General features: G+C 62.2%; 17 protein-coding genes. 9 read left to right on the plus strand and 8 right to left on the minus strand.

The genetic code is table 11. The annotated features are described in order from the left end of the window. Positions 1-32: 32 nt before the first annotated feature. Both AC1Q80_RS10720 and AC1Q80_RS10725 read right to left on the minus strand, forming a co-directional pair. On the minus strand, positions 33-962 hold the full coding sequence (locus AC1Q80_RS10720) for an ABC transporter substrate-binding protein (RefSeq protein WP_492360789.1): 930 nt from the start codon (positions 960-962) through the stop codon (positions 33-35). 311 nt (positions 963-1,273) lie between these two features. Further along, on the minus strand, positions 1,274-1,798 hold the full coding sequence (locus AC1Q80_RS10725) for a metal-dependent hydrolase (protein ID WP_492360418.1): 525 nt from the start codon (positions 1,796-1,798) through the stop codon (positions 1,274-1,276). A gap of 264 nt (positions 1,799-2,062) precedes the next feature. Here AC1Q80_RS10725 and AC1Q80_RS10730 point away from each other — a divergent pair, with 264 nt between their 5' ends. The 6 genes from AC1Q80_RS10730 (at position 2,063) to AC1Q80_RS10755 (ending at position 4,061) form a co-directional block, all read left to right on the plus strand. Then, a complete protein-coding gene (locus AC1Q80_RS10730) occupies positions 2,063-2,248 on the plus strand; it encodes a cold-shock protein (protein ID WP_209790819.1) in 186 nt (61 codons plus the stop codon). A gap of 70 nt (positions 2,249-2,318) precedes the next feature. After that, positions 2,319-2,606, plus strand: a complete 288-nt coding sequence (locus AC1Q80_RS10735) for a hypothetical protein (RefSeq protein ID WP_077504932.1) — start codon at positions 2,319-2,321, stop codon at positions 2,604-2,606. 13 nt (positions 2,607-2,619) lie between these two features. After that, the gene (locus AC1Q80_RS10740; protein ID WP_173420456.1) at positions 2,620-2,835 is read left to right on the plus strand and encodes a hypothetical protein; all 216 of its coding nucleotides are present in this window, start codon (positions 2,620-2,622) and stop codon (positions 2,833-2,835) included. Then, a complete protein-coding gene (locus AC1Q80_RS10745) occupies positions 2,814-3,152 on the plus strand; it encodes a hypothetical protein (protein ID WP_492360419.1) in 339 nt (112 codons plus the stop codon). Before AC1Q80_RS10740 ends, AC1Q80_RS10745 begins: the two co-directional genes overlap by 22 nt. 21 nt (positions 3,153-3,173) lie before the next feature. Beyond that, the gene (locus tag AC1Q80_RS10750; protein WP_492360420.1) at positions 3,174-3,407 is read left to right on the plus strand and encodes a hypothetical protein; all 234 of its coding nucleotides are present in this window, start codon (positions 3,174-3,176) and stop codon (positions 3,405-3,407) included. Positions 3,408-3,662: 255 nt separating this feature from the next. Beyond that, positions 3,663-4,061 carry a hypothetical protein gene (locus tag AC1Q80_RS10755; RefSeq protein ID WP_492360421.1) on the plus strand — a complete coding sequence of 133 codons (399 nt, stop codon included), beginning with the start codon at positions 3,663-3,665 and terminating at the stop codon, positions 4,059-4,061. A gap of 250 nt (positions 4,062-4,311) precedes the next feature. Here the strand turns inward: AC1Q80_RS10755 and AC1Q80_RS10760 are convergent, their stop codons facing one another. Then, the gene (locus AC1Q80_RS10760; protein WP_025427573.1) at positions 4,312-4,521 is read right to left on the minus strand and encodes a cold-shock protein; all 210 of its coding nucleotides are present in this window, start codon (positions 4,519-4,521) and stop codon (positions 4,312-4,314) included. Positions 4,522-4,956: 435 nt separating this feature from the next. On the opposite strand from AC1Q80_RS10760, the gene blaOXA reads away from it, so the two are divergent. Then, complete coding sequence (gene blaOXA / locus AC1Q80_RS10765) at positions 4,957-5,763, plus strand: class D beta-lactamase (RefSeq protein ID WP_492360422.1); 807 nt, start codon at positions 4,957-4,959, stop codon at positions 5,761-5,763. Positions 5,764-5,765: 2 nt separating this feature from the next. Here the strand turns inward: blaOXA and AC1Q80_RS10770 are convergent, their stop codons facing one another. Both AC1Q80_RS10770 and AC1Q80_RS10775 read right to left on the minus strand, forming a co-directional pair. Continuing rightward, the gene (locus tag AC1Q80_RS10770; RefSeq protein WP_209790815.1) at positions 5,766-6,062 is read right to left on the minus strand and encodes a hypothetical protein; all 297 of its coding nucleotides are present in this window, start codon (positions 6,060-6,062) and stop codon (positions 5,766-5,768) included. 410 nt (positions 6,063-6,472) lie between these two features. Beyond that, a complete protein-coding gene (locus AC1Q80_RS10775; RefSeq protein WP_173420461.1) occupies positions 6,473-6,829 on the minus strand; it encodes a winged helix-turn-helix transcriptional regulator in 357 nt (118 codons plus the stop codon). Between the two features lie 205 nt (positions 6,830-7,034). Between AC1Q80_RS10775 and AC1Q80_RS10780 the strand changes: the two genes are divergently transcribed. Beyond that, positions 7,035-7,916, plus strand: a complete 882-nt coding sequence (locus AC1Q80_RS10780) for an NAD(P)-dependent oxidoreductase (RefSeq protein WP_492360423.1) — start codon at positions 7,035-7,037, stop codon at positions 7,914-7,916. A gap of 151 nt (positions 7,917-8,067) precedes the next feature. Here the strand turns inward: AC1Q80_RS10780 and AC1Q80_RS10785 are convergent, their stop codons facing one another. The 3 genes from AC1Q80_RS10785 to AC1Q80_RS10795 all read right to left on the minus strand — a co-directional run bounded on the left by AC1Q80_RS10785 (position 8,068) and on the right by AC1Q80_RS10795 (position 10,608). After that, entirely contained in the window at positions 8,068-8,394 is a 327-nt protein-coding gene (locus AC1Q80_RS10785; RefSeq protein WP_209790813.1) for a hypothetical protein, read from the minus strand. A gap of 265 nt (positions 8,395-8,659) precedes the next feature. After that, positions 8,660-9,697 carry an MBL fold metallo-hydrolase gene (locus AC1Q80_RS10790; protein WP_209790812.1) on the minus strand — a complete coding sequence of 346 codons (1,038 nt, stop codon included), beginning with the start codon at positions 9,695-9,697 and terminating at the stop codon, positions 8,660-8,662. A gap of 251 nt (positions 9,698-9,948) precedes the next feature. Further along, entirely contained in the window at positions 9,949-10,608 is a 660-nt protein-coding gene (locus AC1Q80_RS10795) for a peroxiredoxin (RefSeq protein ID WP_173420465.1), read from the minus strand. Between the two features lie 425 nt (positions 10,609-11,033). On the opposite strand from AC1Q80_RS10795, the gene AC1Q80_RS10800 reads away from it, so the two are divergent. Further along, entirely contained in the window at positions 11,034-12,836 is a 1,803-nt protein-coding gene (locus AC1Q80_RS10800) for an adenylate/guanylate cyclase domain-containing protein (RefSeq protein ID WP_492360424.1), read from the plus strand. Positions 12,837-13,435: the final 599 nt, after the last annotated feature.

Consider the following 13,435-nt stretch of genomic DNA (forward strand, 5'->3'; position numbering starts at 1 on the left):
GAAGGAGGAGCCTTTTCGATCCGCTGTCGTCTTCATGGTTTCGCCCACCCGTCGATGCGTGCCGCGTTGTCTTCAACCCATTTCTTCGCGTAGTCGGCCGGCGCCTGACGCTCGACCTCCAGCGCGTAGCTCATCTTCGTCACTTCTTCCGGCGAGAAATCCACCTGATCCAGGAACTTGGCGATCTCGGGATGTTTCTTGCCGAAGCCCGTGGCGTAGGCGATCTGGAAATGCGCCGCGTCCCAGGAGGTCGCCGCCGTCGACTTGCTGATCCACAAGGGGTCGTCGGCACCTACGATCTTCCACTTGGCCGGATCGTGCGGCGGTTCCTCGATCCGGGCGATCTTGTGCAGTTCAAAGACGTGGTGCGGCGCATAGCAGTAAAACACCATCGGCCGCGCGGTCGCGATCGCCGCATCGACACCCGCCATTGCCACCTCTTCCTCCGCCTCGAACAGCGTCAGGTTGGCGCTGTAGCCGTAGCTGTTGGCCCGGGTCCGCTCGATGCCGGTGGAAAGCCAGGTCGGTGCGCCGATCCACAGCTCACCCTTGCCGTCGCCGTCCGTGTCGAGGATCTTGGTCTTCTCGGGGTCGCTGAGATCGGCGATCGTCTTGATCGTCGCGGCCGCCTCCGGCGTGGCACAGAGACCCTGCCAGGCCGGCACGCTGCGCGCGCCGAGCGTCGCGACACCCTTGTCGGTCACATACTTCTTGACGATGTCGCCGAAATTCGGCTGCCAGACTTCCGGTTGAATATCGACGTCACCGGTCTCGAAGCCGACGAAGGCGTTGAGCGTGCCCAGTTCCTTCACCTCCGCATCGAGGCCGAATTTCTTGGCGATACTGACCTTGAGAATGTTGGCCGTCGCCTGGCCGGAAGGCCAGTTGGGCATGGCGATCACCAGATCCGCCGCCGCAGCGGGAACAGCGGCTCCCAGCAGCAGCGCCAGGCAGGCCGACATGCAGAACTCGATACGTCTCTTCACAGTCCCCTCCGAGCAGCTTGACCGATCGACTTGAATGACTTGCGAATGCGCATGAAATGCTGTGCGGGTGGCGGGCAATGCCCGCACCCTATGGAATGCAACTGTTCCCGTGGCCGGGCCGCTTTCCGGCCCCGGCAGCGTTTCCCGCCGCCCTGTCTTCTTTGGCCGGCAGGATGCCTACAGGATCGACGTCCGTCAACGCCCGGCTACACCGGACGTTGAAAGGACCGTGATTTTTTCGATCAGCCGGCAGTTGTCCCCAGAACCGGCAAGCTCAGGCCCACCGGCTATTGGGTCGCCGGCACTGCCACCGTCCGTCTGCGCCAGCGCCGCCAGCCGAGTGTAGCGGCGACGGTGGCCAGAAGCACGATCAGCACCTCGGCCACGAAAGTCCAATGGAAGAGGAAGTTGAGATACCAGGGTTTGTAGAGCGCCGGAACGTGCACGAGGTTCACGCGCAGATCCGAAAACGGATAGAGCCAGCGGATATCGGCGGCGATGGAATCCATCAGCAGATGCAACAGCACGTTCGCCAGGCCCACGCCGACGAGGATAAGTTGATTGCGTCTGCCACTCATCGTCAGCGTCAGCGCCAGAACCGCTGCGACAACCAGCCAGAAAAGCGGCGTGTGCGTCCAGTAGTCATGGTGCGGCGTCTGCCGGCCGTCGATCAGGTAGAAATAGGCGAGATCGAAATCAGGCAAAACCGAGCAGATGATCCCTGTCGCAAGGATCGAACCGGATTGCGCCGGCCGCCCGCGCGCGATGAAACGGCTGAGCAGATAGCCAGCCGGCAAATGAGCAATGAACACCAACGGTCTCCCGAAGAGTAGGGGCGTGAATCGCATAACGCGAACAGGAGCGAGATTGCAACTCATTCGGCCAAATTCGTGACGACCTTGCGTTAGGCGCAATTAAGGCTCACAGTGTTTCATCGACATTGGCCAGCTTGGCTTTTCGCGGCGTCAGAGGCTTTCGACCCGCCATTTTCCCCATTTTCGACCGTTGAAGTGTGCGCGCCGCGCATGCTCGGCATTCCTCGAACGCCGTGTGCTGACATGATCATAGGTACGATCATGCGTTTCGACTTCAACCGCGGATACGGCTTTGTCCAGCCGGAAAACGGTGGTCGCGCAATCTACGTCGACGCGCGGGCGCTTTATAAATCTGGCATCAAATCGATCTTTCCGGGCCAGACTTTCCGCTTCGAAATATGGAAAGACGAAAAGGGGCGCATCGCCGCCCGCAACCTACGGCTATGACGCAGTCGACAACGAACCCGACCGCCATGACCGCAACGCCGAACACGTTCCGGCGTCGGAAGGAGACGTCATGTTCAGCCGAACCAAGCACCGCACCGTCCACTTCAGCGAACCCTTCCAGTTGCCCGAAGTCGAAGGAATGCTCGCGGCCGGAGACTATGAGGTGGATGATGACGAGGAGCTGATCGAAGGCATTTCGTGGCTCGCCTACCATCGCGTCGCCACGTTTATCAAGGTGCCGGCGACGACGGACAATCAGCAGTGCATGCGCATGGTCGCGATCGCGCCGGACGAGCTCGACCGCATCATCGCTGTCGACCGCGCCAAACATGCCTTCGCCCCGCCATCCAAGCCCTGAAGGACAAGAACCAATGCCCGCACATCGCTTCACCGTTGGCTTGTCGGTCCGCCTCAGGGATCGCAGCCATATCCCGCCGAATGCGGCGGAAACTTATCGCATCACCGCCATCATGCCCGTTCGCGACAGCCAGCCCCAGTATCGCATCCGCAACGACGAGCTTGGCCAGGACCGCGTCAGCAAAGAGGAAAACCTCGAACCGATCGAGTGGGGCATGCCACGGCACTAAAGCATGTCGCGCAAAAATGTGCCGCGGTTTGCGACAACGACATGCGTAAAAACAGGAACTTGAAACGCAGCAAGCGAACCCTCGAGATCGCGATGCGCTCCAGCAAAGGAACCGCCATGACCTACTACGGAAAACTGAAGCAACTGCTCCAATGGAGGGGCACGCCGGCAATTGCCGCCAACAGCAAACCGATCACCCGAAAGACATCCGCCCGAAAGCCGAAATCCCTGTCGGACGGCGAGCAGAAAGGTGTCAACGAAAGCACCGTCAAATTGCGGCGCGGCCGCGAGACCCTGGAGCGACATCGCCTCTTATGAAAGGCAACAGCAGGATTTGACATGAGCAAGAACCACGAACAGCAAAACCACACGCTCCTGGGCTGGCAGGCTCAGGGCGGTCCGCCGCGCCTGAGCGGCGATCTCTATCAGTTCGGCCGACGCGTCGAAGCGGATGGATCCTGGACGATCTATCACGTCTTCACGGGCACGCCGGCGCATATCGGCTCCTGGACCATGACCGGCCTCAACCGCCGCAACGCGGAAAAGGCACTGGCGATCCTGAACACGCATTGAGCCGCAATGCGCCTGGCCGAAGCCGGATGCCCTCTGCCCCGCAGCGCCGTGCATGTCTTCAGACGCACGAAGGTCGCGCTGCAACCACGTCGAATCGTTTCGGCTTTTTGGCCTTCAACCGGGTACGACCTCAGGAGACGGGCATTCGAGTCGACGCCCGTCGAAATCCACCACTTCGGGCGCGCCCGGCCTCCCCCTTGGGCTGCGCGGTCCAGCGCCAACATTTTCGTGCCGTCCCGCAACCGGAGAAGATCCATGCGTCGCGTTCTATGGGCCCTCGCCCTGGTGCTGGCGGCAACGTCATCAGCCCTTGCCGCCTGCAACGACGATCTGCTGACAATCTCGATGTGGTCGATAAAACCGCTCGACAGCCATATGAACGAGCTGTCCTTTACCGTTCGCTCCAGCGCTGGAAAAGGCATTCGCATGGTCGATGCGCAACTGGGCTTCACCGACGCGCTGGGCGCGACGATCGGCCCGCTGGAGCTTGACAGGGACATCGCCATTCCCGCCGGCGGCACCTTTACCGGCAAGCGCGTCTGGGGACCCTTCACGATCGAGCGGCTGCTGAAGATCAATGCAGACGACATCACCGCCTACACCTGCGTGCGTGCGGTCATTTATGACGACGGCTCGAAAGAAACATTCGACTAAAGCATGTCGCGCAAAAGTGTGCCGCGATTTTGCGATAACGACATGCGCAAGAACAAGAACTTAAAGCGCGCCAAGCGAATCTGAAAGATCGCGACGTGCTTTAGGCACTCCCAGGGAGAACCGCCAAGCGGTTCTCCGACAGGAAAAGCGCGCAAAGAAAAAGGCCGGGAAATCCCGACCTTCTCAATATCGTCTCAATGGCCAATGCCAGTACATCCGTGGTCAAGGACCAGAGACGAAATATCGGTGATTACGCAGCAGACAGGTTGTCGGCAGCGCTCTTGCCCGAACGTGCATCGCGAACGATGTCGAAACGGACCTTCTGGCCTTCGACGAGCGAGCTCATGCCGGCGCGTTCAACAGCAGAAGCGTGCACGAAAACGTCGGTTGCGCCGTCGTCCGGAGCGATGAAGCCAAAACCCTTGGTGGTGTTGAAGAACTTTACGGTTCCAGTATTCATAAGAATTTCCTTTCAATCAAAAAGTTCGCCGCCCGGATTTGCGCCGGACACGGCAGTAAGATCGATTTTGATAGGAAAGGTCAGCTTGAACGCCGGTCGGCGAGAAAACAAAGCTCAGCAAGCAAGATCGATGGCGGTTCCTTTACAGGCACATTGTGTTCTTAGCAAGGAGCGATATCGACTATGGAAATACGTTCGCCGCTTGTGCAGCATTTCGACGTCACAATTTGCATTCAGGTCCACTCCCGATGGCCGCGCCTGCCTCGGCTCCCCGCGGGATCACGCCAGCGCGGTCCGCGTTGCAGCAGGCGCCTCTGGCCTCACTGTAATCAAGGCCAAATTTTTCTCATGCCTCGCCCCAAAAATCGCCCTTTGTCGCTGCGAAGGATCCGCTGCTATCTGCCGGCCGAAACTGCAACGCAAAGGAAAACATCCATGAACCTTCGCCTCATTACCGCCGGCATGCTGTTGGCGGGATCCACGATCACAACGGCCGAGGCTCGTACGATCTGCACCCTGATGGTCGATGCGGGGGGCGAAGCCACCGTGCTGCAAGAGGGCGATTGCGACAGCCGCGTCACCCCGGCATCGACGTTCAAGGTGGCGCTCAGCCTGATGGGCTACGACAGCGGCTATCTCAAGGACGAGCACGAGCCGACGCTCGCCTTCCGCGAGGGCTATGTGGATTGGGGCGGCGACAACTGGAAGCAGCCGACTGATGCGCTCCGCTGGATGAAATATTCCGTCGTCTGGTTTTCCCAGCAGATGACGAAGTCGCTCGGCGAGAAGGCGTTGCACGACTACGCCACGAAATTCGGCTACGGCAACGCCGACTTTTCCGGCGATCCCGGCAAGAACAACGGGCTTGAGCGCGCCTGGATCGCCTCGTCGCTGAAGATCTCGCCGCGCGAACAGGTGGCCTTCCTGGAAAAGCTCGTCAACGGCCGGCTTCCTGTGAGCGCGCACGCCACGGACATGACGCTGAAGGTGGTGGAAGAGCGCCAGATCCCCGGCGGCTGGACCGTGCATGGCAAGACCGGCGCCGCCTTCCCGCGCCGGGCCGACGGCAGCTTCGACTACGCGCGCGGCTGGGGCTGGTTCGTCGGCTGGGCACAGAAGGACGACAGAACCCTGGTCTTTGCCCGCCTGATACAGGACGAGAAGACGGAGCCCGGCACCCCTGGCGTGCGTGCCCGCGATGCCTTCCTCGGTGAACTTCCGGCGCTGCTTGCCGCCAGATAGGCCTACTTGATGGTGCAGATACCGTTGGCGCCGCCCTTGCCGGTATAGGAAACGGCAGGCGAGCCATCCGGGTTGATGCTGAGCGAAATCGTCACGCCGGCACCCTTGGCCTCGAAGTAGTTGTCGTTGAACTTCTTCAGCTTGCCTTCCTTGCCATTGATGTAGATCGGCCCGCCCTCGTCTGCGTGAACCTCGATATTGCCAGGGCAGGTGGCATTGACCAGCGGAATGCCGGCAAAGGCGGGCGCGGCCAGAGCGAATGCAGCAATGGTGGCGCCGGCACGCAGGCTTATCTTCATGACACTCTCCTCAAGGACCGTAATCGACAGAGCCGGGCCAGAGTCCGGGGACTTGGGGCCAAGCGGCCGGATCGTGACAGGATCGGGATGGGTGTCAAGCAAGCGGCGACCGGCCGGACGGCGGTGGGACGCTTTGGCCCAGACGAGAAAAGACCCGCCGCGGTCAGCACGCGGCGGGTCTTTGCAGATGCGGATCACCAACGGGGAGGCTCGCTGGGATCACGTGAACCGCCTGACTGGGAGGCTATCAGATGGTTCGCATTGCTCTTGGCAAAGGTCATTGCCTTGCATGTCATGGATACTAGCCCACGCCCGAGGCGACAGGTGTTCCCAAGGTAACAGCCCATGAAACACGTCGAAGGCGGCAGGTGGCAGCCCCCCCTTTTTCGCTCGACCGCGGGGCCCGAGCCTCAAGCCACCACGGGATCGGCAGCGGCGGTCGATGGGCGGACGGCATCCCGTCGGGCCGCCTCCCCCCACCGGCACAAGGCGGCGGCCGCCACGTTCAGCGCCGCGCCACGCTCCGTCAGCGAGTAGACGACCTTGGCGGGCTGCTCGGCATAGACAGTGCGGTCGACAAGCCCGTCCGCCTCCAGTTCGCGCAGCTGCTGGGCCAGCATCTTTTCGCTGATCGCCGGTATCGACTGGCGAAGGCGGCCGAACCGCCGCGCCGCGCGCCCGAGCTCGCAGAGAATATCGACCTTCCACTTGCCTTCGATCGCCTTGAGTGCGGCGGCAAAGCCGCAATTTTCCATTGTCGGGTTCACGATATTCTCCTTGACCGCCCAGCAAACACGTCTCCGCGGCCAAGGGACTTACCCCTTCGGGGATAAGCACTTACCCCTGGGGGTAAGCACTTACCCCGGCGTAACCACTTACCACCCGGTGCGTATTGTGCGCCCCATCCGCCACCATACCTCTGCCCCGCGACGGCAAAAATGTGCGTCGCGCCAATGGATATGGAGATTTGCAATGAAGCCTTCAATCAGTGTCTTGGGAACCGGGCGCATGGGATCGGCGCTGGCGCTCGCCCTGCTCGACGCCGGGTATCGCACCACGGTCTGGAACAGGACAACGGCGAAAGCCGAGCCGCTTGGCGCACGCGGCGCCACCGTCGTGCCATCCGTCCGGCAAGCGATCGACGCGGCCGAGATCGTCATCGTCAATGTCAGCGATTACGGCGCGACATCAGCCTTGCTGCGTGCAGGCGACGTCGCGCCCGGTTTGCGCGGCAAGCTGATCGTCGAGCTGACGTCCGGAACGCCTGAGGGCGCGCGCGAGACCAGCCGGTGGGCAGAAGCCCAAGGTGCCCGCTACATCGACGGCGCAATCCTCGCGACGCCCGACTTCATCGGCACCGACGCGGGCACGATCCTGCTCTCGGGTGCGCCTGAACCCTTCGCCGAGAACGCGGATGTCTTTCGCGCACTCGGCGGCAACGTCCAGCACATCGGCACCGAGCCGGGGCTCGCCAATGCGCTCGACAGCGCCGTGCTGGCGCTGATGTGGGGCGCCCTGTTCGGCGGGCTGCACGCCATCGCCGTCAGCAGAGCCGAAGGCATCGACCTTGGCGAGCTTGGCCGGCAATGGACAGCGACCGCCCCCGTCGTTCAAGGGCTGGTCGCCGACCTGATCAAGCGTACCCATGCCGGGCGGTTTGAAAGCGACGCCGAAACACTTTCGTCGATCTCGCCGCACTACGGCGCCTTCCGTCATCTCAAGGATCTGATGGTGGCGCGGGCAATCGACCGGAGCGTCGTCGATGGTTATGAGCGTGTCTTCCAGCGGGCCATTGCGGCCGGCCATCTGCATGACGACTTTGCAGCCCTCTCCCAGTTCACGGGAGAGACGTAACGCCGGTTTCGACGGAGCCTACGGACCTTTTCGGTCTGCAAGGGCTCCGTCGGCCGTGTTCCAGGAAAAGTGCGGAGCGGTTTTCCGTCAGGAAATGCTCAAAAACAGAGACATAGAGCGTTTCTGTGTTTCCGTCTAAATCGGAAACGCTCTAGCCTGCGGTCGCAACCGCCTCCGAGACGATGCCCTTCGACACCACGCAGCGCCACGGCACGTTCTTCGGCCCGACGCCGACCATCACCACCGTGCTCGCCCCTGATGGTTGCGAGCTCAACGCGGTGACCGTGCTTTTTGCTTGCCGGCCGACCATGGCAAGGCACGCCATCTCGTCGGTCTTGTCGCCGGCCCCAGTTGCTTCCGTGCTCGCTTGGGCTGCCACCGGTTCCGGCGCTGCCTGTTCGAGCGCCTCCGTCTTGGAGCAGGCGGCCAGTCCCCCTGCTACCAGCGCCACGGAAATAATCGTCAAAACCTTGTGCATCGTGCCATTGTCCTCCTGTTTGGCGCGAAACCGAAACCCGGAGCAACGCCGCGTCGGCACTGCCCCGACGGTCAGGGACGGCACGCGACAACGCAAAGCGGCCGGCGCATCGCCCCCTCAGGTCGATCCGCCGGTCTTGCCGCCAAGCTTGTCTCTTGCCCCACCCCTTCCGGCTCCTGCACGACGTCTTAAATCGGTTCCCATTCAAGGAAAAGATGATGCAGCAAGCTTGAGACGTTATACTAAGTCGTTTGCGCGTTACGCCTTAGCGCGCCAGCGGCCCATGCGCCTTTTTCCAGGCATCGATGCCGCCTTCGATATGGCAGGCACTGATCAGTCCGGCAGCTTGCGCCGCCTCGACCGCCATCGCCGAGCGTTCGCCGAAGGCGCAGTAGAAGACGATGCGCTTGCCGGTCGCAAGCGCCAGCTCATGCAGCATGCCGCCGGCGCCGATGTTTTCCCGCAGCTCCGGATAGGGCGCGTGCAGCGCGCCGGGAATGGCGCCATGTTTTTCGCGCTCCGCCTTTTCGCGTAGGTCGACGATCGCCACGTCCGCGCGGCCGCTCAGCGCCATGGCTTCGACGGCTGAAACCGCCCAGCCCTTGGCAGCGATCTCGTCCTGGTGCAGACCGACATGGATGTTGGCCGGCACCGCCACATCCATCATCTTCGGGTTCGGCAGGTTGAGATTGTTCATCAGGTCGACATATTCGTCGACCGATCCGACCTTCAGGCGCGGATTGAAGCGCTTTTCCTCGCCGATGGTCGAGACCGTGTCGCCCTTGTAGTCGTGGGCCGGATAGACCAGCGTGTCGTCGGGCAGCTTCAATAGCTTGTTGAAGATCGAATCATATTGCTGGCGCGGATCGCCGTTCTGGAAATCCGTGCGGCCGGTGCCGCGGATCAAAAGCGTGTCGCCGGTAAACACCCGCCCACCGGTCAGAAACGAATAGCTGTCGTCCGTATGGCCGGGCGTGTAGAGCACGTCGAGGCTCAGGCCCTCGATCGAAACGCGGTCGCCCTCAGCCACCCGCATGGAAACCACGTCGGCGGCGGTCTGTTCGCCCATGACGGTGATGCAATGGGTACGGTCGCGCAGCGCCCCGAGCCCGGTGATGTGATCGGCATGCAGGTGGGTGTCCACCGCCTTGACCAGTTTCAGGTCGAGCTCGCGCACCAGCTGCAGGTAGCGGTCGACCTTTTCCAGAACCGGGTCGATGATCAGCGCCTCCCCACCCTGTCGGCTGGCAATCAGGTAGGTGTAGGTGCCGGATGTGCTGTCGAAGAGTTGACGAAAGATCATCGGCTTGTCCCTTGCACGAACCTGCGGCATCCCGCGGGGAAAATTTCACCCGCTGGATGCCGCAAGGCTTGAAGAACGTCTGCACAATGCGCCTGAAACCGGCTCCGATTTGAGGCACGGCACCCGAGAGCGCGCAGCGCTTTTGGGGCAACGGCATGCGAAAACCGGGAACCTGAACCACGGCGCATGAACGCGTTCTCGTGCAACCTGCTTCAGGCGGTATGCGGTGGCGCGGTGAGCCGCACCAACACTTATTTCGGCTGCGGCACGATCCGGATATAGGGTTTCGGCGCGCGCCAGCCTTCCGGATACTTCTGCTTGGCTTCCTCGTCGCTGACCGAGCCGGCGATGATCACGTCCTCGCCGTTCTTCCAGTTCACCGGTGTTGCCACCTTGTGCTTGGCCGTGAGCTGCAGCGAATCGATCACCCGCAGCACCTCGTCGAAGTTGCGGCCGGTGGTCATCGGATAGATCAGGATCAGCTTGACCTTCTTGTCCGGCCCGACGACGAAGACGTTGCGCACGGTCTGGTTATCGGCGGCGGTGCGCTGCGTCGGGTCGCCCGATACCGGCGCCGGCAGCATGCCGTAGAGCTTGGAAACGTTGTAGTCGACGTCGGCGATCATCGGGAAGTTCGGCTCTGCTCCTTGCGTTTCCGCGATGTCGCTGACCCAGCCGGCATGGCGGTCGAGCGGATCGACGGAAAGTCCGATGATCTTGACCCCACGCCGGTCGAATTCGGGCTTGATCTTGGCCATGTAGCCGAGCTCGGTGGTGCAGACCGGCGTGAAATCCTTCGGGTGCGAGAACAAGACGGCCCAGGAATCGCCGATCCAGTCATGGAACTGGATCTTGCCTTCCGTGGTTTCCGCCTGGAAATCCGGTGCGATGTCGTTGATTGCAAGTGTCACGATAAACCCCATCATTTGAATAGGCTGACTTCCGCCATACACGGCACGAAGTTTGCCACTTTTGATGCGATAGGCAACTTCTAAAGAAGAGGTAGAGACGAGAGGCGGTCGCCCCGCCGCTGTGGTAATCTGGTGTCAGACCGACCTGCGCTGAAATTGACCGATTGCGTGGAACCCTGTGCGGCCATCGGGCGAAGAGCGGACCTCAGAGCGATGCCTTGGCTCCGGCTGGGAATTGCGAAGCTGCCGGTGGCCGACAACTGATCACCCGAAGGGCCGGGCGATTTTGGCCTCCCGATCGCGTCGACAGTCCCTGAGCGAACGAGCGCGGGTGCCTTTGCGGTTCTGTCCTTGCCGAAAACCGAAACCGCTCCGGCGCAAGAGGTCGATATCAGCGGGTCGGCATGCGGTCGGAGCTGCTGTCCATGAGCGATACGCGAAAAATTGCGGCCATCCTCGTCGCCGACGTTGTCGGCTACAGCCGGCTGGCCGGTGCCGACGAAGAGCGTATCCTGGCGCGGCTTCGCACGCTGCGCAGCGACCTGATCGATCCCACCATCGCCGTCTATAACGGCCGCATCGTCAAGCGCACCGGCGATGGCAGCCTGATCGAGTTTCGCAGCGTCGTCGATGCGGTGCGCTGCGCCATCGAGGTCCAGAGCGCGATGCTCGAGCGCAATGCCGGCGTGCCGGAGGACCGGCGCATCGAGTTCCGCATCGGCATTCACCTTGGCGATGTCGTCGAGGAAAGCGATGGAGACCTGATGGGCGACGGCGTCAACATCGCCTCGCGGCTTGAGGGTATAGCCCGCCCCGGCGCCATCTGCCTTTCCGAGGATGCCTACCGCCAGGTGAAGGCGCGCCTCGACCTCGCAGCGACCGACCTCGGCGCCACGCAACTGAAGAACATCGTCGAGCCGATCCGCATCTACGCGCTGGAGATCGGCGTTGCCCATGCGGCCGATGGCCGGGCGCAGGCCCCGTCACCGCCCCCCTCACAGGCAAGCACGCCGCCGCAGCCGCCGAGCCCTTACCACCTGCCCGAAAAACCCTCCATCGCCGTTCTCGCCTTCGACAACATGAGCGGCGACGGCGAGCAGACGTATTTTTCAGACGGCATCAGCGAGGACATCATCACCGACCTCTCCCGGCTGTCGGAACTGCACGTCATCGCCCGCAACTCGTCGTTCGTCTACAAGAACGCGGCCGTTTCCGTGCCGGAGATCGCCAAGGCGCTCGGCGTGCGCTATGTGCTCGAAGGCAGCGTCCGCAAGGCCGGAAACCGCGTGCGCGTCACCGCGCAGCTGGTCGATGCCAATGACGGCGGCCATGTCTGGGCAAATCGCTTCGACCGCGATCTCACCGACATCTTTGCCGTTCAGGACGAACTGACGCGGGAGATCGTGACCGCGCTGAAAGTTCAGCTGACGGGCGGCGACAAGGGCCCACTCGCCGGCGGCCGCCCGGTCGACGTCAAGGCATACGAGCTGCTCTTGCGTGGCCGCGAGCAGGCCTCAGTGCACACGCGTCTTGCCAATGCCGCCGGGCGCAACCTCGCCGAGGCCGCTGTCGCCATCGAACCGGATTATGCCGCCGCCCATGCGCTCATCGCCTTCACCCACGTGCTGGACTATATCAACGACTGGAGCGCGGAGCCCGAGCAGTCGCTGCGCACCGGCCGCGCGCTTGCCGAAAGGGCCGTCGCCATGGCACCGGACCAGCCAGAAGGCCACTTCGCGCTCAGCATCGCCTGCATGTGGATGAGAGAGCTGGACCGGGCGCAGGACGAGGCGCATCTGGGGTTGGCGCTGGCGCCCAATTCGGTGCAGCTCCACATGGCGCTCGCCCATGCACTGATCTTTACCGGCGACCCGAAGGCCGCACTCGCCGAACTCGACATTTCCATGCGCCTCGATCCGCTCTATCCCGAACTGCTGCTGCAATTCCTCGCCGACGCCCACTTTTCGCTCGGCGCTTACGAAACGGCGATCCTCGCCATCGAGGCGCGGCTGATGCGAAACCCGCAGTCCGAAACCGCCTATGCCCTGCTCGCCTCCTGCCACGGCCACCTCGGCCACCACGAACGAAGCCGCCAGGCATGGACGCGGGCGCTGGACCTCAACCCCAACTTCTCCATCCCCCGCCGCCGCCGCATCCTGCCCTTCCGCAACCCGGAGGATTTCGAACGGCGGGTGGAGGGCTTACGCAAGGCGGGGTTGGTGGAGTGAGGTTCGGGGAGGCGTGGTGTCTGCCAGGCCCATCGCGTCCCTCTTCCACTCAGATGCGCGCAATTGTGTAGCAAATGCCACCAGTCGGTCGTCCTGCTCGGCGTCCGCTTTACGCCAATAGGAGACGTGTGCTCTGTGCGGAAAGGTGACTGATTTGGGGCCGGAAGCGGACTGTCCGGTTCCGAAGAGCAAGGCTGATAAAGCAGACATCCACAGCGCGTTCGAAACATGAAGTACCGTTTCGAATCTCCTCGGGCGCGCCACGCCCGATGATGATGGACTCTACGTCTACGCTATAGCCGTCTAACGCCACATTTTTCGCATCGCCGCCCTCCCCTTTCTTAAGCGAAGTTTATCACCAGCTACGCCGTAGGATTGTATTGCCTCGTGTTTCATGCCAGTGACCGGCGAAGACGCAGAACGGGCGGGCCGCGATGTGGAGTTTTCCTCCTCGCGGTATTCTGTGTGTGGGGGGCGCATGATGATGCATAAGAATTATCTTTATAAGTCAGATGTTTCGCGCAGGCATTGCGCCAAGCCGGCATTTTTCCCGACGTTTCTGGCCTTGATCTGGCTGATCGTCCTATGGCCGGCAACGG

The sequence above is a fragment of the Ensifer sp. GW823-FHT05D09 genome, assembly GCF_058795755.1.